Genomic DNA, 25618 nt, shown 5'->3' on the forward strand with positions numbered 1-25618 from the left:
GAAACGCTCAATCTCGGAGGCATACATGGCCCATCGCCTTTGCGCCCTGTTGGTGCTGCTGACGGCAGTCCTGTTGACTGGCCCGGCGCGCGCCGCGGATCTTGAAAACACGCTCTATCTCGACCTCGATTACGGACGGGTCGAAATCGAGTTGCTCCCCGACATTGCGCCGAAGCATGTGGCGCGGGTCAAGGAACTGGCTCGCGAGGGCTTTTATGACGGCATCATCTTTCATCGGGTGATCGATGGCTTCATGGCACAGACCGGCGACCCGACCGGCACCGGCATGGGCGGGTCCGGACAGAAGCTGAAGGCAGAATTCAGCAATGCGCCTTTCGTGCGCGGCACCGTCGGCGCGGCACGGTCGAGTAATCCGAACAGCGCGGACAGCCAGTGGTTCATCTGCTTTACCGACTGCCAGTTCCTGAACGGCAAATACACCGTTTGGGGCGTGGTCTCGAAAGGCATGGAATTCGTCGACATGATCAAGCGCGGCGAGCCGCCACGCACACCGGATCATATTGTGAAACTGCAGGTGGCCGCGGACGCTCAGTAAGTCCAACGCTCACCTCTTCCCAGAAACTCATCTTCCCAGAAACTCAGAGAAGGATCGAAACCTTGAGCGATCAGGAAAACACCCTCTTCATCGATCTCGACCACGGCCGCGTGGTCATCGAACTCAAGCCCGACCTCGCCCCGAAGCATGTGGCACGGGTCAAGGAACTGGCCCGCGAGGGCTTTTATGACGGCATCGTCTTTCACCGGGTGATCGACGGCTTCATGGCCCAGACCGGCGACCCGACCGGCACCGGCATGAGCGGATCCGGCCAGAAGCTGGACGCCGAATTCTCCGACGCGCCGTTCCAGCGCGGTACCGTCGGCGCCGCACGCTCCCAGAGCCCGAACAGCGCCGACAGCCAGTTCTTCATCTGCTTCAAGGACGCCCGTTTCCTCGACGGTCAGTACACCGTCTGGGGCGAAGTCACCGAAGGCATGGAATTCGTCGACATGATCAAGAAGGGCGAGCCGCCGGTCGACCCTGACAAGATGATCAAGGTCCAGGTCGCGGCCGACGCCGAATAACCTGAACGAACATCACTCCAATCCAGGACCGGCCTGTCGGGCGGTCCTGGATCCGGCCTGGAAGAGCCTGGCTTCGAAGAACCCGCCTTAAAAAAACATCGCGTCTTCAAGCGGATTGCGGCCTTCGCGATCCTCGATTTCCAGAACCCAGATGTCCGGATCGATCCGGCGCTCCTTCTCCAGAATCGCATCCGCATCGGCTTCGGGCACGGGCTCCTCACCTGTCCGCGACCGCCATTTCAGGCTGCCGTCCAGCTCGCGGGCCAGCGCCAGAATGGTGAAGCCGGGGCCAAGCCGGTTGATCTTGAGATACACCGTACCCGCATCGTCATCCCCCGAGCGCACCACGGTCGCCATCAGGCCAAGCACCATGCACTGGCGCAATCCGGCCTGAACCAGCATTTTCGACTTGAGACGCGGTCCACTCATCGGCTATCCCCGGCGGTCGCTGAAATCTGCGGGCTTTCCGCAATTTTACTGATCGGTAAAAGCAGCAGGACTCCGACCGGTTTCTTTTTTAGACTACAGCCACGGATTGAAATCCGCGAACAGGCCCTGAGCGGCCTTAATAAACAGGGGTGGCACATAATGAAACAGTGGGTATTCGCGGCGATCGCCGCAATCGGTATCGGCGCCGCTGCCGATGCTGCCGAATTCAAGCCGGCCGTCGTGTTCGACATGGGCGGTAAATTCGACAAGAGCTTCAATGAAGGCGTCTACGAAGGTGCCGAGCGTTTCGCCAAGGAATCCGGGGTCAAGTATCTCGAGTTCGAGGTGACCAACGAGACCCAGCGCGAGCAGGCGATCCGCCGCATGGCACGCAAGGGCGCCAATCCGATCCTCGGTGTCGGCTTCGCCCAGGGCCCGGCCATCGAGAAGATCGCCAAGGAATACCCGGACACCAGCTTCGCCATCATCGACAGCGTCGTCGACGTGCCGAACGTGCAGTCCATCGTGTTCAACGAGCATGAAGGCTCGTTCCTGGTCGGCGTGCTGGCGGCGAAAGCCTCCAAGACCGGCAAGCTCGGCTTCGTTGGCGGCATGGATATTCCGCTGATCCGCCGCTTCGCCTGCGGCTATGTCGGGGGCGCCCAGTGGGCGAACAAGGATATCGAGGTTCTGCAGAACATGACCGGCAGCACCCCCGCCGCATGGAACGACCCGACCAAGGGCGCTGAGCTTGCCCGCAGCCAGTTCGACCGCGGCGCGGACGTTGTTTTCGCGGCAGCCGGCTCCACCGGCCTCGGCGTGCTGCAGGCCGCAGAAGATGCGGGCAAAAAAGCCATCGGCGTCGACAGCAATCAGAACTATCTGCATCCGGGCACCATGCTGACCTCCATGCTGAAGCGCGTGGACATCGCCGCCTACAATGTCTTCAAGAGCGCCAAGGCGGGCGAGTTGAAGCCGGGCATCAATGTTCTCGGCCTCGGCGAGAACGGTGTCGGTTGGGCGCTGGATGAGCACAACAAAGCCATGATCACCGACGAGATGAAGGCTGCGGTCGCGAAGGCCGAAGCGGGCATCAAGTCCGGCGAGATCAAGGTGCATGACTACATGGCCGACAATACCTGTCCGTACTAAAGGCCGCGTACCAGAAAACATGACCTCCGATCATCAACAGTCCATAACGGGTGTCGAGGGGGCGGGCGGCGGCAAGCCGCCCGCCATCGAGTTGAAGGACATCAGCAAGAGTTTTGGGCCGGTTCAGGCGAACCGGAACGTCACCCTGCGCGTGATGCCCGGCACCATTCACGGCATCGTCGGCGAAAACGGCGCGGGGAAATCGACCCTGATGTCGATCCTCTACGGCTTCTATCAGGCCGATGCAGGTGAGATTCTGGTCGACGACGCGCCGGTCACCATCCAGTCCAGCCGAGCCGCCATCGATCTCGGTATCGGCATGGTGCATCAGCATTTCATGCTGGTCGACACCATGAGCGTGCTCGACAATGTCATGCTCGGCTCCGAAGGCGGGGCACTGCTCGACAAGGGTGAGCGAGCGGCACGGGCCGAACTGGCGCGACTGTCAGAGGATTACGGGCTCACAGTCGATCCGGACGCGCTTGTCGGCGATCTTTCCGTCGGCCAGCAGCAGCGGGTCGAAATCCTGAAAGCGCTGGTGCGCGGCGCCCGTATCCTGGTGCTGGACGAGCCGACTGGCGTGCTGACACCACAGGAAGCGGACCGGCTGTTCGAAATCCTGGACGCCCTCCGGGAACGCGGCGTCACCATTATCCTGATCACCCACAAGCTGCGCGAGATCCTGGCCGCCACCGACAGTGTTTCGGTGATGCGTCTCGGCGAAATGGTCGCGCACCGGACGACATCGAAAACCAGCGCCGAGGAACTCGCCGAGCTGATGGTCGGTCGCAAGGTCCTGCTGCGTGTGGACAAGGCGGCGCCGAAGGTCGGCGAGACAATCCTGGAGGTCGATGGCCTCAGCGTCGTGGATGCACAGGGCGTGGACCGCGTCAAAGCTGCCAGCTTCGCCGTGCGCGCGGGCGAGATCGTCGGCATTGCCGGGGTCGCCGGCAACGGTCAGAGCGAGCTGCTCCAGGCACTTGCCGGCATCCGTCCGCTCTCCGGCGGCTCCTTCTCGGTCAACGGCACCCGCACCGTCTCCACCGCGACACCATACAATCCGCATGAAGCGCGCGATCTCGGCATCGCCCATGTTCCGGAAGACCGGCACCATATGGGACTGGTCACAGCCTTCCCCGCGCACGAAAACCACATCCTCGGGCACCATGACTGGGAGCAGTTCAACAACGGATTGCTGCTGGACAGGGAAGCCGCCATCGCCGATTGCACGGCGGAGATGGACCGCTACGACGTACGCCCACCGAACCCGCATCTGGCCGCCGCCATGTTCTCCGGCGGCAACCAGCAAAAGCTCGTGCTTGCCAGGGAACTGGAAACCGAGCCGAAGCTGCTGCTGGTTGGCCAGCCGACTCGCGGCGTCGATATCGGTGCCATCGAGTTCATCCACAACACCCTTGTCGCCATGCGCGACCGGGGCGCGGCAGTGCTGCTGGTCTCCGTTGAGCTGGACGAAATCATGTCCCTGTCCGACCGCATTCTGGTCATGTCAGACGGCCGCATCGTCGGCGAGATGAATGCGGCACAGGCGGACCCGCAACGCATCGGCCTGATGATGGCGAATATTTCAGAAGACGACGCCCCTCAGGGCAGTCCCGAGGGTGACAAAGCCGCATGAGTCAGCCGATCAAGCTCCCGAAATGGGTCGATGTCGGGGTCATCCCGGCACTGAACATCCTGGCCGCGCTCGCAGTCTCTGCCCTTGTCATCCTGGCACTCGGCGAAAACCCGATCGAGGCCCTGGACGTGATGCTGTACGGCGCTTTCGGGTACGACGAGGCGATTGGCTATACGCTCTATTACACGACCAATTTCATCTTCACCGGCCTCGCCGTCGCAGTCGCCTTCCATGCCGGCCTGTTCAATATCGGCGGCGAGGGGCAGGCGTATATCGGCGGGCTGGGGGTCGGGCTTGTCATCCTGGCGCTCGACGGCCTGCTGCCCTGGTACGCGATCCTGCCGCTGGCCATGATCGGGGCGGCGCTTTTCGGCGGGATCTGGGCGGCGGTGCCCGGCTGGCTGCAAGCCTACCGCGGCAGCCACATCGTCATCACCACCATCATGTTCAACTTCATCGCCTCGGCGCTGATGGTCTATCTGCTGGTCAATGTGATGATCAAGCCGGGGCAGATGTCGCCTGAAAGCCGGGAATTTGCCGAGAGCGCCTGGCTGCCGATGGCGCACGAGGTGTTCGCCGTCATCGGGATTGACGTCTCCCGCTCGCCACTGAACCTGTCCTTCCTCCTCGCCCTGATCGCCTCGGTTCTTGTCGCCATCTTCATCTGGCGCACCCGTTGGGGCTATGCCATCCGCACGGTCGGCCGGAACGAGACAGCGGCGATATATGCCGGGATCGACCCGAAGAAGACGATCTTCTGGACCATGGCACTGTCCGGAACGCTGGCCGGCATGGTCGGTATCAACGAGATCATGGGCGTGCAACACAAACTGCTGCTGAACTTCACCGCCGGATACGGCTTCACCGGCATCGCCGTCGCCCTGATGGGCCGCAATCACCCGATCGGCATCGTGCTGGCCAGCCTGTTGTTCGGCACCCTCTATCAGGGCGGTGCGGAGCTCGATTTCGAGTTCGAGCAGATCACCCGCGACATGGTGATTGTCATTCAGGGCTTCATCATCCTGTTCTCCGGCGCCCTTGCCTACATGTTCAATCCACTGGTGGCACGGCTGATCGGCCGGCTGATGCCGGTGCGGGGCTAGGAGGCGGACATGGCAGACACCTATCTCCTGATCCTGCTCACCCTTGACGCCACGCTGCGCGTTGCCACGCCGCTGATCCTGGCGGCCATGGCCGGGCTGTTCGCCGAACGCTCCGGCGTGATCGATATCGGGCTTGAGGGCAAGATGCTGGCAGCCGCCTTTGCCGCCGCGGCGACCGCCGCCGCCACCGGCTCGGCCTGGGCCGGGCTCGGCGCCGGGATTTCGGTCTCCGTCGGGCTGGCGCTGTTGCACGGCTTCGCCTGCATCACCCACAGGGGCGATCAGGTGATCAGCGGCGTCGCCATCAATGTTGTCGCCGCCGGGCTGACGATCGTGCTCGGCATTGCCTGGTTCCATCAGGGTGGCCGCACGCCGACCCTCGATGCCTCCGCTCGATTCACCGAGCATGCCCTGCCCTTCGCGGATGCGATGCGCGCCGTTCCGGCAATCGGACCGCTCTATGCGGAAGTGATCAGCGGGCATAATTTCCTCGTCTATCTCGCCCTCGCCATCGTTCCACTGACCTGGTGGGTGGTTTACCGGACCCGGTTCGGCTTGCGGCTGCGGGCGGTCGGCGAGAATCCGGCAGCGGTCGATACCGCCGGGATCAGTGTCACCGGTCTGCGCTACAGCGCGATGGCGATCGCCGGTATTCTCTGCGGCATCGCCGGGACCTATCTCTCCACCGCCCATTCTGCCGCCTTCGTACGCGACATGACGGCCGGCAAGGGCTACATGGCGCTGGCGGCAATGATCTTTGGCAAATGGAAGCCTGTGCCGACCCTGTTCGCCTGCCTGCTATTCGGCTTTCTCGACGCCATGGCCGTCCGGCTGCAAGGTGTCGAGTTGCCGGTGATCGGCATCTTCCCGGTTCAGCTTCTACAGGCGCTGCCTTACATCCTGACCGTGGTCCTGCTGGCCGGCTTCATCGGCAAGGCCATCGCCCCGAAAGCCAGCGGCACCCCTTATGTGAAGGAGCGGACGTGACCCCTTACGGAACAGCGGCAAAAGCCATCCGCACGGCCTTGCCTAGACGAAGCGCGCGAATCGCACTGATCTTGGGCAGCGGGCTCGGACCCGTTGCAGATGCGGTGGAGAATCCAGCCTCGATCTCTTTCGACGACATACCGGGCTTTCCAAGACCTGCCGTCGAAGGCCATCACGGGCGTCTGATTCATGGCACGCTCTCGGGCCGCGATATCTTCGTTCTGCAGGGTCGAGCCCATGCCTATGAAGGCCATGCGCTGTCCGACGTTGTTCTGCCTGTATGCGCACTGGCACTGCTCGGCGTTGAGACGCTGGTGCTGACGAACGCCGCCGGTAGTCTTCGGGAAGACATGGCACCCGGCAGCCTGATGATGCTGACGGATCATATCAACTGGTCCGGCGCCAATCCGCTGATCGGTCCGAACGATGCGGCTCTCGGCCCACGTTTCTTCGACATGACCCAGGCCTACGATATCGGCCTGCGGGACTCTCTCCGGCGCAGCGCGGAGGCGGAGGGTGTGGCCCTGCATGAAGGCACCTATCTCTGGGCGCTCGGACCGAATTTCGAAACCCCGGCGGAAATCCGGGCTTTCCGTATCCTCGGCGCCGACGCTGTCGGTATGTCGACGGTGCCGGAAGTGCTGGCCGCCCGGCATGCCGGCCTCAGGGTCGCCGCAATTTCTGGTATAACCAATTTCGGCGCGGGCATGGTGGCGAACGAAATTCTCGACCACGAACACACGCTGACGCAGGGCGCGACGATCGCGGAATCGATGACCCGCCTGCTGCTGGAATTTCTGAAGGACCCAATTCATGACTGAAGCCGCCCGCGCGCTGTCCATGCTCGATCTGACGAGTCTTGGAGACAATGACACTCCGGCCTCGGTCGGCGCCATGCTGAACCGCGCCGTGACGCCCGCCGGGCCGGTCGCCGCAGTCTGCGTCTGGCCTGCATTCGTTGCACAGGCGAATAGCGCACTTGCCGGAACGACTGTCCGCGTCGCCACGGTCTCGAACTTCCCGCACGGCCGTCCGGATATTGCCGGCGCCGTCGCGGTCACGAAACAGGCTGTCTCCGATGGCGCGGACGAAGTGGACGTGGTCTGGCCCTATGGCAGTTGGTTGAACGGCAACAAAGCCATCGCCGGGGATCTGGTTGCGGCTTGCAAGAGTGCCTGTGGCAGCACCGCGCACCTCAAGGTCATTCTGGAAACTGGCCGCCTGCAAACCTCGCAAGCCATTGCCGACTCCAGCCGGGATGCCATCGCGGCCGGTGCCGATTTCATCAAGACCTCCACCGGCAAGACAGCCGTCTCCGCCACACTGGAATCCGCCCATATCATGCTGGAAGCGATCCGGGAGAGCGGCAAGCCGGTCGGCCTGAAACCCTCCGGCGGCATCCGCACGACGGAGCAGGCCATCGCCTATCTGCGGCTCGCCGACAAGATCATGGGACCGGGTTGGGCCACACCGGAGACGTTCCGTTTCGGTGCCAGCAGTCTGCTTGACGCTCTGTTGAAGACACTCGGGCACAAAGAGTGAGAGACTACCGCCATGCTGACCCAGGAAATCATCCGCAAGAAGCGTGACTGCGCCGCCCTCTCGGAAGGCGAGATCGCGACCTTTGTCGAACGGATTACCAGCGACGAAGCGAGCCCGGAACAGATCGCTGCTTTCGGCATGGCGGTCTTCCTGAATGGCATGAATACCGAAGAGACCGTCGCCCTGACGCTGGCAATGCGGGACAGCGGCAACGTGATCGACTGGGACGCGGATGCGCTCGGCGGGCCCGTCCTGGACAAACATTCGACCGGTGGTGTCGGCGACAAGGTCAGCCTGATGCTGGCCCCGATGGTCGCTGCCACCGGCGGCTTCGTGCCGATGATATCCGGACGCGGGCTCGGCCATACCGGCGGCACGCTGGACAAACTGGACTCAATCCGTGGCTACGAGACAGCGCCGTCAGTCTCCCGCTTCCGCAGAGCGGTCGAGCAGGCAGGCTGCGCCATCATCGGCCAAACTGAAGATCTGGCCCCGGCAGACAGGCGCTTCTATGCCGTGCGGGACGTGACGGCGACGGTCGAATCCATTCCGCTGATCACCGCCTCCATCCTCTCCAAGAAACTCGCCGCCGGGCTGCAGGGCCTCGCCATGGATGTGAAGACCGGCTCCGGTGCCTTCATGGAAACGCTCGACGGCTCCCGCGCCCTTGCCCGCTCCATCGTCGATGTGGCGAACGGCGCCGGACTGCCGACCACCGCTATTATCACGGACATGAACCAGGTGCTCGGCCATAGTGCCGGCAATGCCGTGGAAGTGCGCGAGACCATCGATTACCTCACCGGTGAACGGCGCGACGAAAGACTGCATGAGGTTGTGATCGCGCTCGGCGCGGAAATGCTGGTCACCGGCGGACTCGCACCGGATCGGGAGAGCGCTAAAGAAAAACTGCTGCGCACCCTCGCCTCCGGCGCGGCCGCCGAACGGTTCGAGCGCATGGTCTCCTGCCTTGGCGGGCCGACCCATCTGTTACGCGACACCAAAGCTCTTACCAAGGCTGCGCATGTTGTCGCTGTCCATGCCGACCGCACCGGAACAATCACGGCAATAGACACGCGTCACATCGGCCTCGCCGTGGTCGAGCTTGGCGGCGGACGACAACGGGCAGAGGATCGCATCGACCACTCTGTCGGACTGACCGAGATCGCCGGGCTCGGCGATACAGTCGACGGCGAGCAGCCGCTAGCAGTGATTCATGCGAAGGACGAGGCGGATGCTGCCCGTGCGGCCGACGCACTGAAACAGGCTTTCAGCATTGGCAATGGTACGCCGGATGAGGCCTCCCCCATTGTCGAGATCATCACCTGATGGCCCGGGCCTTTCTTATCGTTCTCGATTCCGTCGGCATCGGCGGCGCGCCCGATGCTGAGGCGTTCGGCGATGCGGGCTCGAATACAGTCGGCCATATTGCAGAAGCCTGCGCCACCGGGCATGGAGATAACGATCGACGTTCGGGTCCACTCTCCCTGCCAAATCTATGTCGGCTCGGTCTTGGAAGTGCGCTCGAAACCAGTACGGGAAAGCCCGCGCCCGGCCTGACAGCGGCGGCGCCGAATGCAAGCTGGGGCTATGCATCCGAAATCAGCAACGGCAAGGACACACCAAGCGGACACTGGGAGCTGACCGGTGTGCCAGTCACCTTTGACTGGGGATATTTCCCGGAAACCGAGCCCTGCTTCCCCCGCGACCTGATGGAACGGCTGATGCAGGCCGCCGATCTGCCCGGCTGGCTCGGTGACAAGCATGCCAGCGGGACGGTCATTATCGAAGAACTGGGCGCGGAACATATCCGCACCGGAAAGCCGATCATCTACACGTCCGCCGACAGCGTCATGCAGATCGCCGCCCATGAAGAACATTTCGGGCTCGACCGGCTGCTCTCCCTCTGCGAGACAGCGCGCACACTTGTCGACCCGCTTAATATCGGCCGGGTGATCGCCCGGCCCTTTATAGGAAAAGACCCGGCCAGTTTCCGGCGTACGGCCAACCGGCGAGACTATTCCGTGCTGCCCCCCGCACCGACGTTGCTGAAGCGCCAAACGGATCGCGGCGGCTCTGTGATCTCCATCGGCAAGATCGGCGATATCTTCGCCCATGACGGCACCGGCCGGGAGGTGAAAGCGCCGGACAATGACGCGATGTTCGACCTGCTCCTAACGGAGACACGCGCTGCCGGGCCCGATAGCCTTATCGTCGTCAATTTCGTCGATTTCGACGTGCATTTCGGCCACCGCCGTGATCCGGCGGGATATGCTGCCGCACTCGAAGCCTTCGACCGGCGCCTGCCGGAATTCGAGGCTCTGCTCGGCCCGGACGACCTTGCCGTCATCACCGCCGACCATGGTTGTGATCCGACCTGGCGCGGTACAGACCATACGCGCGAGAATGTTCCGGCCCTCGCCCTCGGAGGCGCCCGGCCCGATACTCCCTTCGGGCACCTGACCAGCTTTGCCGATATCGGCCAGACACTGGCCCGTCATCTCGGGATCACCGACATGCCGCACGGCCAGCCTTTCGGCCCGACGGTAAAGGAGCGCGCGCGATGAAACTCTTCCGGGACCTGTTCCTCATCGCCATGATCGCCGCGGGTGGGATCGGCGGCTCGCAGATCCCGCAGCTCGTCCAGGAATATGAGCAACGCCTCGGCGGCGCCCGGGACGAGGCCATGGCAGCGCATAAAAAGGACATTGAGGACGCGGGCGCTTTCGGGCTCTCTCTCGAGGATTTCGCGGATCGTTATCGGGCCTCCGTGGATGCCGCCGTCCGGTCCGGTGCCGACAACATGCTGCGTCGGCGTGACCGGGCAAATGCGCTGGACGAAGCACTGGCCGCACTCGGAGAGGCCCCCTACATGCTACGTCCCTGGGTCGCCTTCCAGCATCTTGATCCCGTGGTCGGCCCCGCCACATGGAATGCCTTCCAGCCAACGCTCACCATTGATCCAAGATTTGCCGTCGGCGGCGTTCTGCTCGGCTGGATCCTGCATGCGCTGCTGGCCCTGATCTGGCGCCTGATCGTCGCACGTCCGCATCGGGAACGGCGCCGCTTCGACCGCCGCCGTGCCTGATCCTCTCGAAAGCCTTGTCGCGCGGATTTCCGCCTGCCGCACCTGCGCCGCTCATCTCCCCCTCGGCCCGCGCCCCGTCGTGGTGCCACGTCCCGGCGCTCGCATCCTGATCATCGGTCAGGCGCCCGGAACGAAAGTGCATGAGAGTGGCATTCCCTGGAACGACCGCTCCGGCGACCGGCTACGGGAATGGATGGGGCTGGACCGGGAGACGTTCTACACCTCCGAGCGGATCGCCATCATGCCGATGGGCTTCTGCTATCCCGGTGTGCTGCCGAACGGCGGCGACGCACCGCCGCGTCCCGAATGCGCGCCGCAATGGCATGAGGCACTGCTCGGCCACATGCCAGAGATCGAGCTCGTGATCCTTGCCGGCATGTATGCCCAGAAAGAATATCTCGGGAAAGACCGGAAGAAGACCCTGACGGAAACGGTCCGGAGCTGGCAGGAATATCTCCCGCGCTATCTGCCGATGCCGCACCCGAGTTGGCGCAGCGGCAATATCCTTAAGAAGAATCCCTGGATCGAGAGCGAGATCCTGCCATACCTCCAGGCGGAAGTGGCGCGGCTCATCCGGTAGGCGGCATGCCTAGAGGCTGGAGCGTTTCAGCTTCGGTTTTTTCAGGCCGAGCTTGGTCTCACGATAAAGGATGAACAGACCTGCGCAGCAAATGATGCCGGCGCCCGCGATCACCTGGTTCGACGGAATGTTGCCGAACACCAGATAGCCGAGGGTCGCGGCCCAGAGCATGGCCGTGTAGTCGAACGGAGCGATCACGGAAGTCGGCGCCTGACGGAAGGCTTCCGTCATGAACATCTGCGCGACACCGCCAATAATGCCGACACCGATCAGCAGGGCCAGATCGACAAGGGTCGGCGTAACCCATTCGAACGGCATCATCACGCCGCCAACAACCACGCCCGCGAGGGTGAAATAGAACACCGTCGCCGCGCTTCGGTCGATGCTGCCGAGCTTGCGCATGACCACCATGATGCAGCCATAGGCGAATGCCGCGGAAAGGGCGAGCAGAGCATAAAGGCTGACCCCGCTGCCATCCGGCGCGGCGGCCAGCGCCACACCGGCAAAACCGGTCAGCACGGCGGAAAGACGCTTGATGCCGACTTTCTCACCCAGAAACGGTATGGCCAGCAGGGTGCCGAACAGCGGCGCGGAGAAGCTGATCGTAACGTAGGTCGCGAAGTCCATCTGGGAGAGTGCGTAGAAGCCTGCGAACATGGAGGCGACACCAACGGTCGCCCGGATGAACTGCAGATCGGGCCGCCTGGTCAGCAGCGCGCGCCAGCCGCCCTGTGCCGGCAGATAGAGGAACAACGGCAGCAGTGCCGGCAAGCTCCGGAAAAAGATGATCTGCGATGTCGGGTAGGAGTCGCCAAGGCCCTTGACCAGAATACCCATTATCGCGAACAGGAAGACAGCGGTGAGCTGGCAGGCGATGCCGCGTCCATATCCTGCAGAAGCGGCGACAACGGGAAGAGCAGCAGGCATCAGATAGACTTCCGGACGCGGGAACAATTTGTTCACGCTACGCCCGCAACCACCGATTGAGGCATGCAAAAAACGACTATCTGACGGCTAAGGAATCGATAACGCCTTAATAACTCTATAATTTTTGTCGCGTGCGAAACACCGGGTCGGATTCAGAGCATTTCTTCAGGCCAGGCGAAACAGCGGCCGCAACCTGACGCCGATCACGTTCCCCGCCATCGCCACCAAGATCCAGACCCAGCCATGCAGGCTGGTCGAGGATATACCGGCGAAGAACGCCCCGATATTGCAGCCATAGGCCAGCCGGGCGCCGTAGCCGAGCATTAGCCCCCCGATAACGGCCGCAACGAACGGGCGCCATCCCATGCGCAGGTTCGGCGCTATCTTGCCCGCAAGGGATGCTGCCATCCCCGCGCCAAGAATGATCGCGATATTCATCAGCGACGTTGCTTCCATCAACAGATCCGCACGCAGCGCGCCCTGCCGCCAGGCCGGTGTCCAGAAACTGCTGCTTGCCGGGTCCCAGCCAAGTGCCATTGCGGCCTTGGCTCCCCACAGCGTGAAGCCCCAGGTCACTCCCCAGGGGAATCCCTTTGCCAGCAAGGTGGCAAAGCCGAGCAGCGCCAGCATGATCGCGCCGAGCAGCAACGGCCAGGGTCCATGGACGAGCGTCCGCCAGTTCAGCGCCGTCGCTCCGCCCCAGAGCGGCTGCCTGATCCGCGCACCCCAGAGCCAGAGAGCGCCGAGGATGGTGCCAAGCATGGCAAGCTGCAACGCGACGCCGCCCGTATAGCCGAACTCCCGGCCGAGAGAGACCGCGCCCAGACTTGGCAACGTGCGCCAGAAGGGCAGGTCGAGCGAGCCCCAGAACGATCCGGCACAGAAAAACACCAGCACCACGATCATCCGGACATTGCCGCCACCGGCGGTAAAGAGTGTGCCCGACGCACAGCCCCCCGCGAGCTGCATGCCGAGACCAAAAATGAAAGCGCCGGTGACCAGGGAGACATTGAGTGGTGCGATCGCAGGGCCCGCCTTCAGGCCGAAGGCACCGCCCGCGCTCAGCACCGGCGCGAACAGGATCATGGCGATGGCCAGCATGACTGCCTGGGCGACGATACCGCTCAGATCACGCTCCACCAGCAATTTGCGATACGCGCCGGTAAAACCGAACGCGGCGTGATACAGCGCGACGCCGAGCCCGCAGCCGATCGCCAGCATGGAAAAGCGGCGCCAGTCCGCATACTGCAAATGCAGGACGGCAATGGCCACAGCCGCACAAGCGAAGATCAGGAAGAGCGGGCGTTGCGTGGCCGGGAGGGACGGAACGGCAATGGTCATGATTGCATCAGCTCAGCTGTTGGTTTTCGCAGCGTAAATAATGGCCTCCACATCCGCGTCCAGTTCCGCTCCAAGCACGTCAAGGGCCGGTACTTCATAGGCGCCGAAAACATGGGACGGCAGGCGGTACGTCACCTCTGCCGTGCCGTCGCCGGCCTCCGTTATATAGACGCGGATCGGCGCCTCAATCCCCGCCGCTTCCGAGGCGGCGAGCATACGCACTGCGTAGGCCGGTTTAAAGAAGAAGAACACCCGGTTGCCAGGGACCGTCACTCCTTGGGACTTGGCAGCACATGTCGCGCAGGCAATCCCGACGATGTTAAATCCTTTGGCCTTGATCGCACCGGACAATGCCTTGACGAACGGGATGAAGGGTTTTCCCGTGGCCACGGTGCTCGTGCCAGAGTAAGGCGCCCGCACCTCCGCATGAACCGAGCCTGCGGCCAGCCCCCCAGTCAACCCGATGACGACGCAAAGCGCGCGCAGAACGAGACGCAACTGAACCATGGCGTTTTCTCCCTGACCATTATCTCTGGCCGGGGTGACACAGATTGATGCTCTCGGGAAATGAACACCCCGTGACGGCCGGGCCACCGTCGCTCTATTGCAGCAACCGCGGTGCCGGAATATCCGCCAGCGTACTGACCTCCGATGCAACCGGTCCCGACTGATGGTGGATCAGCACCCAGTCGGCGCTCTCGAAGGCGAAAATATTCGTCGCGGTCAGGGTCTCGCTGCCGCGCCGCTCGAAGCACACGACAAGGGCCAGATCTTCACTCAGGAAGTGGACCTTCGGCTCCAGGCATTGCAGCGAGGAGCGGACCGGGCTGGACAGAATTTGCACCCAGCTTTCGACAACGGCCTCACGGCCGAAAAGGGGAGTGCCGCCGGGGTGAATGCAACTGACACGCATCTCCGATGCCCAGAGGCTTTCCATAGCCGCCAGATCACGCGTGGTGAAGGCCGTGTAAAAAGCCTCGTTCCGCATCAGTATGTCTGTTTGCCGGGCCCGACTCATTGTCTGTCGCCTTGAAGCTAAGCCTCCCGAGAGCGGGCCTCAGTAGGTTGCGCGCCCTCCCGAGCAATCGAATACGCCACCGGTGCTGAAGGTGCAATCCTCGGAACTCAACCAGGCCACGATATTGGCGATTTCCTCGACTTGACCGAACCGCTTCATCGGGATTTTCGAGAGCATGAAATTGATATGCTCCTCGGTCATCTGATCGAATATATCGGTCTTCACCGCTGCGGGGGTGACGCAGTTCACTGTGACGCCGGTTTCCGCCAACTCCTTGCCGAGCGACTTGGTCAGGCCGATCACGCCTGCCTTGGCCGCGCTATAGGCAGCAGCGTTGGGATTGCCTTCCTTGCCGGCCACCGAGGCAATATTCACGATGCGCCCGTAATCATTGCGCAGCATGTAAGGCACCGCCGCCCGGCAGCACAGAAAAGTGCCGTTCAGATCGATATCGATCACCTGGCGCCAGTCGGCGACGCCATATTGCCAGGTCGGCACGTTCGGGCCGGTGATGCCGGCACTGTTGACCATGATATCGAGGCGCCCGAACTCACGCTCGACCTCCGCCGCCGATCGGTCGACAGCGGAATCGTTTGTGATATCGACCACGGAGGTATGGACGTTACCGCCCAGTTCCGCGGCGGTTTCAGCCAATTTGTCGCCGTCCGTATCCCACAGGCTGACGGACGCGCCGGAGGCAGCAAGACGGGCTGCAACCGCCTTGCCGATACCACGTGCGCCGCCGGTAACCACGGCGGCACGTTTTGCAAAATCGTAACTCACCATGACCGTCTTCCCCGTTCGGCTCTCTTAGCTGTCTGCAACGCAGGTCTGGCGCTGAACGCCGAGACCGTCGATACCGAGTTCAACCACATCGCCGGCCTTCAGGTATTTCGGCTCCGGCTTGAAGCCCATGCCAACGCCCGGCGGTGTGCCGGTCGGGATCACGTCGCCCGGCTCGAGGGTGAAGAACTGGCTGAGATAATGCACCAGGAAGGCCGGGCCATAGACCATGGTGTTGGTGTTGCCGTCCTGCCGTGTTTCGCCATTGACCTTGGCCCATATGCCAAGCGCCTGCGCGTTCGGTATCTCGTCCTTTGTCACCATCCACGGGCCGGTCGGGCCGAACGTGTCGCAGCTCTTGCCCTTGGTCCACTGGCCGGAACGCTCCGCCTGGAACTCACGCTCGGAGACATCGTTCACCACACAGAAACCGGCGACATAATCCAGCGCATCGGCTTCAGAAACATACTTCGCCTTCTTGCCGATGACGATGCCGAGCTCGACTTCGTAATCCAGCTTCTTGGAGCCGCGCGGCACGACAGTGTCGTCGTTCGGACCGCAGATCGCGGAGGTGGCCTTCATGAAAATGATCGGCTCCGGCGGCACGTCCATGCCGGACTCGGCGGCGTGATCGCTGTAATTCAGACCGACGCAGATCATCTTGCCGACCTTGCCGACGCAGGCGCCGAGACGCGGGTCACCTGCAACGACGGGAAGAGACGCGATGTCCGCCGCCTTGATTTTCGCCAGACCCTCGGGGCTGAGCGCCGCGCCGTCAATATCGCCGACAATGCCGGAGAGATCACGGATCTTCCCGTCGGCATCCAGAATCCCCGGCTTTTCGGCACCCGGTGCGCCATACCGCAACAGCTTCATGAGGGTTGTTCCTTCCCTTAGCGTTTTTCTGATTTGCAACCTATTAAGGACGGCAGCGAGGTTTGCAACCGGATACCGGCAAGTCAAGCTGTTGCCGAATTTAGGGGAGTATGGACATGAGCGATACGGCAGTGCTGGCACTGGATTGGGGAACCACCCGGCTGCGGGCTTTCCGCATGTCGGAAGACGGCACAATCCTGGAGCGGCGCGATGCTCCCGCAGGAATCCGGGCGATCGAGGATGGCGATTTCGAGGACGCCTTTCATACGGTGGTCGGCGACTGGCTGACGGCTGCAGCGGAACCGGCACCACTGATTGTCCTCGGCGGCATGATCGGCAGCCGGCAGGGCTGGTTCGAGGCTCCTTATGTGCCTTGCCCGGCCAATCCGGAAAACCTCGCCGATCACGCTATTGCCGCAAAAACGGAGTCGGGTCACGCCCTCTGGATCGCGCCCGGCCTTTCCCTCTCAGAAGAGAGTCGCGCCGATGTCATGCGAGGCGAAGAGTTGCAGATTTTTGGTGCGCTGGATCAGCTTGGACCGGGAAAGCACCTGCTTTGTCTGCCCGGAACTCACAGCAAGTGGGCTTTGCTCGACGACGGTATCATCCGCGATTTCCGAACCTACATGACCGGCGAGCTGTTCGATGTTCTGCGGCGGCACTCGATCCTCGGCACCACCATTGAGCACGCGGTATGGTCGGATGCGGGTTTCGCGAAAGGCCTTGCCGCCGGGCGCTCGGAAGCAGGCTTGCTCGCACACCTCTTCACCGTGCGCGCTGGCACTCTGCTGGAGACCCTCCCGGTCGAGGAGAGCGGCGCTTTTCTATCCGGGCTTCTCATCGGCAGCGAGGTCGCATCCGCAACCCGCGATCTGGCCAAGGGATCGGAGGTTTGCATTATCGGCAACCCAGACCTCACCGATCTCTACACCCCGGCGCTATCGCAGCATGGTATACGCTGTCGCCAACTGGGAGAGTATACGGGCGCACACGGCCTGTTCCGGCTGGCCACTGGCCTTCGGAAAAGGCGCTAGAGGCGCAGAGGACGAAGGGACGGGTATGACGCCGAATGTCACCTTTCTCGGCATCGGGCGGATGGGTCTTAGCATGGCCACCAACATCGCCCGCGCCGGATTTCCACTGACGGTCTGGAACCGGACCTCAGGCAAGACAGATCCGCTTGTCACCCACCATGCCACCATCGCTGAAAGCGCCGCGGAAGCGGTCGCCGAGGCGGATATCGTCTGCACCAGCGTCACCAATGCGGATGCCGTTCGGGAAATCCTGTTCGAGCATGGCGTTGCCGATGCCATGAAGCCGGGCACGATTTTCTGCGACATGAGCTCCATCGCGCCACAGGCCGAACAGGAATTCGATACCGCCCTGACGAAGCTTGGCATCCGTCATCTCGATGCGCCGGTTTCCGGCGGCACCCAGGGCGCCGAACTCGGCAGCCTTGCCATTATGGTCGGCGGCGAGAAAGACACCTTTGTCGAGGCGACCCCCGTGCTGGCCGCCATGGGCCGCCCGTTCCGGGTCGGTCCCTGTGGCGCCGGACAGCTTACCAAGCTCTGCAATCAGGTGATCGTCGCCATCTCCATCGCCGGACTCTCCGAAGCGATGCTGCTGGCCGAAGCTGGCGGCGCCAATCCCGAGTCAGTACGCGATGCCCTGCGCGGCGGGTTCGCCGAGAGCCGCGTCCTGCAAGAGCACGGTAACCGTATCATCGAGCGCAATTGGGGTCCCGGCGCCCAGGTCAGCAATACGCTGAAAGACCTGGACACGGTGCTTCGCACCGCCAAGGAATGCGGTCTCGACCTGCCGTTTCTCTCTCTTGCTCGCGATCTCTACAACTCGCTCAGCGAACGCGGGCTTGCCGAGTACGACCAGACCGCACTGCTGCTCGAACTGGAGCACCGCAATTCCCCGCACCGGGTCGGCGACAAGCCGGACAGCGGGCCGGATAGCTGAGCGCCCCTCGTCCCATCCTTTTATTAGGTTGTCATCCCCACGCACGTGGGGACCCAGGGAACATCGGGTGCCGCCCTACGATCACTGGGTCCCCGCATTCGCGAGGATGACGAATTTAAGGTGGATTTGGTTGAGGGCAGAAGTATTCCCCTACGGGATCGCCTTGCGAGCCCGGAATTCCTCGAACAGCTCGATGAACATTTCCTGCGACCGAACATAATCGTTGAAGCCGGCCATGCGGATTTTCAGCGTGTCCGTCATCACGTCCCAATCCGTGCCGAAAACATAGTCCGCGAAAGGCCAGGCGGCGATGTCGGCATACGGCGTGTGCATCAGGCCCTCGCGCTCCACGATCCGCTCCCAGAGCGGCGCCTTGTCCGCCATGAACTCGGTCAGCGGAATGGTCTGCACGTCCCCCACATCCATCTCGAAAAACTCGGCGAAACGCGGCCAGACGTTCTTCCAGCGGAAATAATCGCCGTTGGTAATGTTGAACACCTCGTTCTGCGCACTGCCGGCCGTTCCAGCCCAGACCATCGACCGCGCCAGCAAGGCTGAGTCGGTGACCTGATAGACCGCCTCATAGGCTCCCGGCTTGCCGGGGAAGCGCAACGGCAGGCCAAGCTCTTTCGAGATCGTCGCGTAGACCGCGATGCAGGTGGTGATATTCATCGGATTGCCGACAGCAAAGCCGCAGACCGTGTGCGGGCGCAGGGCCGACCAGGTCCAGCGCTGCCCTTCCTGGGCGGTGCGCAGCCAGCTTTCCTGGGTGTAGTAGAAATTCGGCAGCATGTGCGGCGGGTCTTCTTCACGGGCCGGGGTCCTGAAAGGCCCAAGATGGCTGCCATAGATCTTGTTGCCTTCCATGAGCTGAACATGTTCCAGCACCGGAGAGACAGCCGCGACAGGTTCCACTGCATTCACCAGCATGGCGAGATTGGGAGCGTCATGCTCCGCCCAGGTCGGCCGAGCCTGGAAAGCCGTATAGAAAACATGCGTGACGTCCGTCAGGTGGGCGAGCTTGGCTTCCGCGTCCGCCCGGTCGAGCAAATCGACGGAAATATAGCTGGCCTTGCTTGGAAAATCCGGGGCCCGGCGGCTCAGACCGACAATGTCCCAACCGCCGGTCTCTTCAAGATGCTGGATCAGCCGACGCCCGATAACCCCGAGCGCGCCGACCACCAATGCTTTCTTCCTGGCCATGCCTTCCTCCCCAATATTTTTGCGGGCAGTGTGAGAGGCATACACTCCGGCGTCAACGCAACAGGGCTGCGCGTCAGCGCTACCGGCCTGCTAACAGTCCCGGAGACATAAGCATTTCGTCAGGAAACTGTTGCCTGCTCGATCGTCGCCTGCGCCGCCGCAATGCGGGCCACCGGCAGGCGGTTCGGGGCGCAAGAGACATAGTCGAGCCCAATGGAATGGCAAAAGCGGACGGTCTTGGCATCCCCGCCATGCTCGCCGCAGATACCGATCAGCAATTGCGGATTCTCCGCCCGGCCGCGCTCGGTCGCGATCCGGACCAGCTCACCAACGCCCTCGATATCGAGGGTGACGAAGGGGTCGAGATCGACCACGGAATTATTCATGTAGGTAGTCAGGAACGCGTCGGCATCGTCGCGCGACATGCCGAAGACGGTGCGTGTCAGATCGTCCGTGCCGAAGCTGAAGAAGTCCGCGCTCTTGGCGATCTCACCGGCACGCAGAGCGGCGCGTGGCAACTCGATCAGGGTGCCTACCCGGTAGCTGATGGTGCAACCGGTCTCCTGCTCGACTTCCGCCGCCACCCGGTCGACGATGATCCGGACAAAATCGAACTCCCGCTTGCCGACGACCAGCGGCACAGTGATTTCCAGCGTTACCGTATCGCCGAATTCCTTCAGCACATCGCTCGCTGCCACGAACATGGCGCGGACCTGCATGTCGGTGATTTCCGGATAGGAGATCGCCAGCCGGCAACCGCGATGTCCCAGCACCGGCACAATCTGACGCACCGCCGCGACCCGCTTGCGCACGGCCGCGATCGGAAGGCCGAGAGCCTCCGCCGTCTCCTGATAATCCGCGTCGCTCTCCGGCAACACTTCGTCAAGTGGCGGATCAAGCAGGCGCACCGCTACCGGGAAGCCGCGCAACTCGCGGAACAGCTTGGTGAAATCGGCTCGCTGCAACGGGAACAGCCGATCAAGCGACGGGCGTCTCTCCTTCTCGTTCCGGGCCAGGGTCAGCTCCCGCACGGTCATGATCCGTTCCGGTGCGAAGAAGGTATGCTCCGTGCTGACCAAACCGATGCCATCCGCCCCGAAAGCATGGGCGGCCCTGGCATCCTCCATGGTCTCGACATTGGCGCGCACGTCGAGCTTGCGGATCTCGTCGGCCCAGGACACCAGCGTCTTCAGGTCTTCCGGAAGCTGCGGCTCGACGGTCGGAATGCGACCGAGATAGATACCGCCGCCAGTACCGTCGAGAGTGATCTCGTCGCCATCCCGCACGGTCACGTCACCAACTGTAAAGCAGGTGCCCTCGGCATCGATCCGGACCGAACTGGCCCCGCAGATACAAGGCCGGCCCATACCGCGCGCCACCACCGCCGCATGGCTGGTCAGTCCGCCGCGCGCGGTGACGATGCCAACTGCGGCGTGCATGCCGTGAATGTCGTTCGGGCTGGTTTCCTTACGGACCAGAATCACGTCCTCGCCGTCGCGGGACCGGCTGACAGCGTCGTCCGGATCGAACACTGCGATACCGCTTGCCGCCCCGGGCGAGGCAGGCAAGCCGCGGGCAATCGGCTCCGCCCCCGAGGAGGGATCGACGGACGGGTAGAGCAGGCTGTCAAGATTGTCCGGATTGACCCGCATGACAGCATCCTGGCGCGAGATCAGACCTTCCCGTTCCATATCGACGGCGATCTTCAGACCGGCCTCGACGGTGCGCTTGGCGGACCGGGTCTGCAGCAGGAACAGCTCACCGCCCTCGGCTGTGAATTCGATGTCCTGCACGTCGCCATAATGACGTTCCAGCCGATCGCAGAGTGTCTGCAATTTGTCGAACAGGCCCGGCGCATGAGCGGAAAGCGCCTCCGCATCCTCCGCCGCACCATGCATAGCGCTTTCCACGAGCGGCAACGGCGTGCGCAACCCTGCGACCACATCCTCGCCCTGGGCGTTGGGCAGATATTCGCCGTACGGCTCTTTCACCCCGGTAGAGGGATTGCGGGTGAAGGCGACACCGGTGACGCTCTCCTGACCGAGATTGCCAAACACCATGGCCTGCACGGTGACGGCGGTGCCGGTATCTTCCGGAATATTGTGCAGGGAGCGGTAAATCACCGCGCGCTGGTTGTTCCAGGACCGGATGACCCCACCGATGGCGCCCCAGAGCTGCTCCAGGGGATCCGCCGGAAAATGCTCCCCGGACTCACTCTCGACGATCTCCTTGAAGCGCGCGACCATCTCGGTAAAAGCGTCCGTGGTCAGGTCGCGGTCGAAATCAGCGCCGTGATCTTCCTTGATTTCGTCGGCGGCTTCCTCGAACAGGAAGCCGTCCACATCGAGCACCACCTCGCCATACATGTTGATGAAGCGGCGGTAGCAATCGTAAGCGAAGCGGCGGTCGCCGGATTTCAGTGCCAGGCCCTCGACCACGGCATCGTTGAGTCCGAGATTGAGCACCGTGTCCATCATCCCCGGCATCGAGGCGGCACTGCCGGAGCGTACGGAAACAAGCAGCGGATTTTCCGGATCGCCAAACCGGGCGCCACGGGCTTTTTCAAGCTGCGCCAAACCCGCGCGAACTGCGGCATCAAGCGTCTCGGGATAAGCTCCGTCATGGCTGTGATAATAACCGCAGACATCGGTGGTGATGGTGAAACCGGGCGGCACGGGCAGCCCGATCGCACTCATCTCCGCGAGATTGGCACCCTTGGAGCCAAGCAGACCTTCCATACCGGCGGAGCCTTCTGCCGCTCCCCCGCCGAATGTGTAGATCCACTTCTCCATCGCGCCGCCGTCAAGCCTCTATCTTCGAGAAATCCGCAATCCTGTGCGCCGCCGATCCAACCCGTGCCAGTAGCGCCAGCCGGTTCCGGCGCACCGCTGGATCGTCCACATTGACCGTCACCTTGTCGAAGAAGTCATCGACCGGCCCGCGCAGACCCGCAAGAGCCGCCATGGCCGCTTCGAAATCCTCACCGGCAAGAGCCTTGTCAGCCCCATCTTCTGCCACAATCAGAGCCTGTGAAAGCGCCTTCTCCTCATCCTGCGCAAGCAGGCTGTCGTCGGTCCCGCCGTCATGGGCCGCCCCGTCCTTCTTTTCCTCGGCGCGGACGATGTTCCCCGCCCGGCGGACGCCCGCCAGAAGGTTGGCGCCATCGTCGGTGGAAAGCACCGACTGCAATGCGGTTACGCGAGCGAGCAGACGGACCAGATCGTCCTCGCCACCAAGGGCAAAGACGGCGGAAACCAGATCGTGGCGTACACCGCCTTCGCGCAAATGGACTTTCAGGCGATCGGCGAAGAAATCGAGAATCCCGTCCGGTTCACCGAGCCCCGGATAGAGCCCGGCAGCCTTCGTAAAAGCATCGCCCAGCGGCAGCCGCAGCTTGTTCTCGACGATCAGACGGATGACGCCGAGCGCTGCACGGCGCAGCGCGAACGGGTCCTTGGAGCCGGTTGGTTTCTCGTCGATGGCAAAGAACCCGGCAAGCGTATCGAGCTTGTCCGCGAGCGCGACGGAGATGCTTTCAGGCGCGGTCGGGCACCGGTCGTTCGGGCCCTGCGGCGCGTAATGATCGGCGATGGCATCGGCCACTTCCGGCGCCTCGCCGTCATGCAATGCGTAATAGCGGCCCATGATGCCCTGCAGCTCCGGAAACTCGCCGACCATCTCGGTGACGAGGTCCGCCTTGCAGAGCGTCGCCGCGCGCTTCGCCTTGCCGGCATCGGCACCCGGCACATACGCCGCGAGCCATTCCGCCAGCGCTTCCAGCCGCCCGGCCTTGTCCGCGACGGTACCGAGCTTTTGGTAGAACAGGATGTCGGACAGTTTGCCTGTCCGGCTTACCAGCTTCACCGCCCGGTCCTGATCCCAGAAGAATTTTGCGTCCGACAGGCGGGCCCGCAGAACCTTCTCGTTCCCGGCCCGGATGGTCGCATCCCGTTCCGGGTCCGCCGCCATGTTGGAAACGGTAATGAAGCGGCTGGCCAGCGTGCCGTCGGCATGCTCGGCGGAGAAATATTTCTGGTGGCTGCGCATGGAGGTGACCAGCGCTTCCGCCGGTACGTCCATGAAAGCATCATCGATCCGGCCCATGATCGGAACTGGCCATTCGACCAGCCCGCAGACCTCTTCCAGCAAGCCCTGATCCGGCTTCACCGTCAGGCCTTCGGCCTTGGCGAGCGCGGCGGCGCCTTCCTCGATGATACGCTTGCGCTCCTCGCGATCGATAATGACGAAGGCCGCGCGCAGCTTTGCCTGATAATCCGAAAAGTCACTGACCGTGACGGCATCGGGCGCCAGGAAACGATGACCGCGTGTCTGGTTCGTGAAGGTCAACTCACCGCCGCCAAGATCAACAGCGCCATCCAGCGTCTCACCGCCGAATACCGCCAGCACGCCATGCATTGGACGCACCCAGCGGAAGGCGTGACGGCCCCAGCGCATGCTTTTCGGCCAAGCCAGCTCCTTCACCGCCTCGGCAAGAATGCCCGGCAGGACGGTGCGGGTCTCCGCCCCCTTGGTTTCGACCACGGCATAGAGGAACGTGCCTTTCGGCGTTTCCCGCTTCTCACACTGATCCAGCGTCAGTCCGACGGACCCGAGGAAGCCCGCCAGGGCTTTCTCCGGCGCATCGGCTTTCGGGCCACGGCGTTCCTCGCTGGTATCCGGCTGCTTCTCCGGCAGGCCGTCGATCACGGCGATCAGGCGGCGCGGGGTCACATGTGCTGTGGCCGAGCTGTAGTCCAGACCAGCCTTCTTCAGCTTCTGGGTCAGCAGGGACAGCAGGTCGTCCGCCGCCTTCTTCTGCATGCGGGCCGGAATTTCCTCACTGAAGAGTTCGACGAGCAACTCAGACATTGGTCGCCTCCGTGCTCTCGGCCTTACCGGCCTCGACCCACCGCTCGCAACAGCGCTTTGCCAGCGCCCGCACCCGGCCGATATAGGCCTGCCGTTCGGTCACGCTGATCACCCCGCGCGCATCCAGGAGATTAAAGGTATGGCTGGCTTTCATGCACTGGTCATAGGCCGGCAATGGTAGGGGCCGTTCATCGGCCAGAATGCGTTCGCACTCGGCTTCCGCATCCTTGAAGTGCTGGAACAGGGCGTCCGTCCCGGCGATCTCGAAATTCCAGGTGGAGAATTCCCGCTCGGCCTGCTGGAAGATATCGGCGTAGGTCTTGCCGCCCTCTTCTTTCGGCACGCCGTCCCAGTCGAGATCAAAGATCGAGTCCACGCCCTGAATATAGGTGGCGATGCGCTCCAGCCCGTAGGTCAGCTCCAGCGGAACCGGATCGCAATCGATGCCGCCGACCTGCTGGAAATAAGTGTACTGGGAGATTTCCATGCCATCGCACCAGATCTCCCAGCCAAGCCCCCAGGCGCCCAGTGTCGGGCTTTCCCAGTCATCCTCGACAAAGCGGATATCGTGCTTCATCGGATCAAGGCCGATTGCCTTCAGGGAGCCGAGATAAAGCTCCTGACTGTCCGCCGGCGACGGCTTGATCAGGGCCTGGAACTGGTAATAGTGCTGCAGCCGGTTCGGATTTTCGCCGTAGCGGCCATCCGTCGGACGGCGCGAGGGCTGCACATAGGCCGCCTTCCAGATATCGTCCGGACCGAGCGAGCGCAGGGTCGTCGCCGGGTGAAACGTACCCGCGCCGACTTCCATGTCATAAGGCTGCAGGATCACGCATCCCTTGCTCGCCCAATAGCTCTGCAAGGTGAGAATGAGAGACTGAAAATCCGTCCGCGGCGCGGATTCGGCCGAACTCGACATCAGGTATGGCTCGCTTGCTCGAAAGTTTTGCAGTGCGGCAACGTAATGGAACCGTCATGGCCCGGGCAAGCGGGAGTTTTGCAGATTTAGTAGATGGGACCGGAAGCGATAGGA

General features: G+C 62.8%; 25 protein-coding genes. 14 read left to right on the forward strand and 11 right to left on the reverse strand.

Annotation, left to right across the window (positions count from 1 at the left end):
• The first annotated feature begins 25 nt into the window (after positions 1 to 25).
• The gene (locus tag VOI22_RS16485; RefSeq protein ID WP_323797547.1) at positions 26 to 556 is read left to right on the forward strand and encodes a peptidylprolyl isomerase; all 531 of its coding nucleotides are present in this window, start codon (positions 26 to 28) and stop codon (positions 554 to 556) included.
• Between the two features lie 62 nt (positions 557 to 618).
• Positions 619 to 1083, forward strand: a complete 465-nt coding sequence (locus tag VOI22_RS16490) for a peptidylprolyl isomerase (RefSeq protein WP_245577482.1) — start codon at positions 619 to 621, stop codon at positions 1081 to 1083.
• Positions 1084 to 1170: 87 nt separating this feature from the next.
• On the opposite strand, the gene VOI22_RS16495 is transcribed toward VOI22_RS16490, so the two are convergent.
• Positions 1171 to 1512, reverse strand: coding sequence for a DUF1491 family protein (locus VOI22_RS16495; RefSeq protein WP_323797548.1), 342 nt, complete (start codon positions 1510 to 1512; stop codon positions 1171 to 1173).
• A gap of 159 nt (positions 1513 to 1671) precedes the next feature.
• Between VOI22_RS16495 and VOI22_RS16500 the strand changes: the two genes are divergently transcribed.
• From VOI22_RS16500 to VOI22_RS16545, 10 genes are read left to right on the forward strand one after another with little or no spacing between them, the layout of a single operon-like run.
• Positions 1672 to 2664, forward strand: a complete 993-nt coding sequence (locus VOI22_RS16500) for a BMP family ABC transporter substrate-binding protein (protein ID WP_323797549.1) — start codon at positions 1672 to 1674, stop codon at positions 2662 to 2664.
• A gap of 19 nt (positions 2665 to 2683) precedes the next feature.
• Positions 2684 to 4300 (forward strand): ABC transporter ATP-binding protein, encoded by a 1617-nt coding sequence (locus VOI22_RS16505; protein WP_323797550.1) that lies wholly within the window; start codon positions 2684 to 2686, stop codon positions 4298 to 4300.
• Positions 4297 to 5403: an ABC transporter permease gene (locus VOI22_RS16510; RefSeq protein WP_323797551.1), complete on the forward strand. Its 1107-nt coding sequence runs from the start codon at positions 4297 to 4299 to the stop codon at positions 5401 to 5403. Before VOI22_RS16505 ends, VOI22_RS16510 begins: the two co-directional genes overlap by 4 nt.
• Before the next feature lie 9 nt (positions 5404 to 5412).
• Entirely contained in the window at positions 5413 to 6390 is a 978-nt protein-coding gene (locus VOI22_RS16515) for an ABC transporter permease (protein WP_323797552.1), read from the forward strand.
• Positions 6387 to 7211 (forward strand): purine-nucleoside phosphorylase, encoded by an 825-nt coding sequence (locus VOI22_RS16520; RefSeq protein WP_323797553.1) that lies wholly within the window; start codon positions 6387 to 6389, stop codon positions 7209 to 7211. The genes VOI22_RS16515 and VOI22_RS16520 overlap by 4 nt, the downstream gene beginning before the upstream one ends.
• Positions 7204 to 7932 (forward strand): deoxyribose-phosphate aldolase, encoded by a 729-nt coding sequence (deoC, locus tag VOI22_RS16525; protein WP_323797554.1) that lies wholly within the window; start codon positions 7204 to 7206, stop codon positions 7930 to 7932. Before VOI22_RS16520 ends, deoC begins: the two co-directional genes overlap by 8 nt.
• Before the next feature lie 12 nt (positions 7933 to 7944).
• Positions 7945 to 9258, forward strand: coding sequence for a thymidine phosphorylase (deoA, locus tag VOI22_RS16530; protein ID WP_323797555.1), 1314 nt, complete (start codon positions 7945 to 7947; stop codon positions 9256 to 9258).
• Entirely contained in the window at positions 9258 to 10496 is a 1239-nt protein-coding gene (locus tag VOI22_RS16535; RefSeq protein WP_323797556.1) for a phosphopentomutase, read from the forward strand. The genes deoA and VOI22_RS16535 overlap by 1 nt, the downstream gene beginning before the upstream one ends.
• Entirely contained in the window at positions 10493 to 11017 is a 525-nt protein-coding gene (locus VOI22_RS16540; RefSeq protein WP_323797557.1) for a DUF2937 family protein, read from the forward strand. Before VOI22_RS16535 ends, VOI22_RS16540 begins: the two co-directional genes overlap by 4 nt.
• Complete coding sequence (locus VOI22_RS16545; protein WP_323797558.1) at positions 11010 to 11597, forward strand: uracil-DNA glycosylase family protein; 588 nt, start codon at positions 11010 to 11012, stop codon at positions 11595 to 11597. Before VOI22_RS16540 ends, VOI22_RS16545 begins: the two co-directional genes overlap by 8 nt.
• A 9-nt stretch (positions 11598 to 11606) precedes the next feature.
• On the opposite strand, the gene VOI22_RS16550 is transcribed toward VOI22_RS16545, so the two are convergent.
• The 6 genes from VOI22_RS16550 to VOI22_RS16575 all read right to left on the reverse strand — a co-directional run bounded on the left by VOI22_RS16550 (position 11607) and on the right by VOI22_RS16575 (position 16542).
• On the reverse strand, positions 11607 to 12524 hold the full coding sequence (locus VOI22_RS16550) for a DMT family transporter (protein WP_323797559.1): 918 nt from the start codon (positions 12522 to 12524) through the stop codon (positions 11607 to 11609).
• A 165-nt stretch (positions 12525 to 12689) separates the two neighbouring features.
• The gene (locus VOI22_RS16555; RefSeq protein ID WP_323797560.1) at positions 12690 to 13865 is read right to left on the reverse strand and encodes a YeeE/YedE family protein; all 1176 of its coding nucleotides are present in this window, start codon (positions 13863 to 13865) and stop codon (positions 12690 to 12692) included.
• 12 nt (positions 13866 to 13877) lie between these two features.
• Complete coding sequence (locus VOI22_RS16560; RefSeq protein WP_323797561.1) at positions 13878 to 14372, reverse strand: DUF302 domain-containing protein; 495 nt, start codon at positions 14370 to 14372, stop codon at positions 13878 to 13880.
• A 94-nt stretch (positions 14373 to 14466) separates the two neighbouring features.
• On the reverse strand, positions 14467 to 14883 hold the full coding sequence (locus VOI22_RS16565) for a nuclear transport factor 2 family protein (protein WP_323797562.1): 417 nt from the start codon (positions 14881 to 14883) through the stop codon (positions 14467 to 14469).
• A gap of 39 nt (positions 14884 to 14922) precedes the next feature.
• Positions 14923 to 15669 carry an SDR family NAD(P)-dependent oxidoreductase gene (locus VOI22_RS16570; RefSeq protein WP_323797563.1) on the reverse strand — a complete coding sequence of 249 codons (747 nt, stop codon included), beginning with the start codon at positions 15667 to 15669 and terminating at the stop codon, positions 14923 to 14925.
• A 24-nt stretch (positions 15670 to 15693) separates the two neighbouring features.
• Positions 15694 to 16542, reverse strand: coding sequence for a fumarylacetoacetate hydrolase family protein (locus VOI22_RS16575; RefSeq protein WP_323797564.1), 849 nt, complete (start codon positions 16540 to 16542; stop codon positions 15694 to 15696).
• 116 nt (positions 16543 to 16658) lie between these two features.
• On the opposite strand from VOI22_RS16575, the gene VOI22_RS16580 reads away from it, so the two are divergent.
• Positions 16659 to 17576, forward strand: a complete 918-nt coding sequence (locus VOI22_RS16580; protein ID WP_323797565.1) for a 2-dehydro-3-deoxygalactonokinase — start codon at positions 16659 to 16661, stop codon at positions 17574 to 17576.
• Between the two features lie 25 nt (positions 17577 to 17601).
• Positions 17602 to 18513, forward strand: a complete 912-nt coding sequence (locus VOI22_RS16585; protein ID WP_323797566.1) for an NAD(P)-dependent oxidoreductase — start codon at positions 17602 to 17604, stop codon at positions 18511 to 18513.
• Between the two features lie 150 nt (positions 18514 to 18663).
• Here the strand turns inward: VOI22_RS16585 and VOI22_RS16590 are convergent, their stop codons facing one another.
• The 4 genes from VOI22_RS16590 to VOI22_RS16605 form a co-directional block, all read right to left on the reverse strand.
• Entirely contained in the window at positions 18664 to 19716 is a 1053-nt protein-coding gene (locus VOI22_RS16590; RefSeq protein WP_323797567.1) for an SDR family oxidoreductase, read from the reverse strand.
• A 119-nt stretch (positions 19717 to 19835) separates the two neighbouring features.
• On the reverse strand, positions 19836 to 22508 hold the full coding sequence (ppdK, locus tag VOI22_RS16595; protein WP_323797568.1) for a pyruvate, phosphate dikinase: 2673 nt from the start codon (positions 22506 to 22508) through the stop codon (positions 19836 to 19838).
• 10 nt (positions 22509 to 22518) lie between these two features.
• On the reverse strand, positions 22519 to 24585 hold the full coding sequence (gene glyS / locus VOI22_RS16600; RefSeq protein WP_323797569.1) for a glycine--tRNA ligase subunit beta: 2067 nt from the start codon (positions 24583 to 24585) through the stop codon (positions 22519 to 22521).
• Positions 24578 to 25504 (reverse strand): glycine--tRNA ligase subunit alpha, encoded by a 927-nt coding sequence (locus VOI22_RS16605; RefSeq protein WP_323797571.1) that lies wholly within the window; start codon positions 25502 to 25504, stop codon positions 24578 to 24580. The genes glyS and VOI22_RS16605 overlap by 8 nt, the downstream gene beginning before the upstream one ends.
• Positions 25505 to 25618 lie beyond the last annotated feature (114 nt).

This window comes from Nisaea sp., from assembly GCF_034670185.1.
Taxonomy (GTDB): domain Bacteria; phylum Pseudomonadota; class Alphaproteobacteria; order Thalassobaculales; family Thalassobaculaceae; genus Nisaea.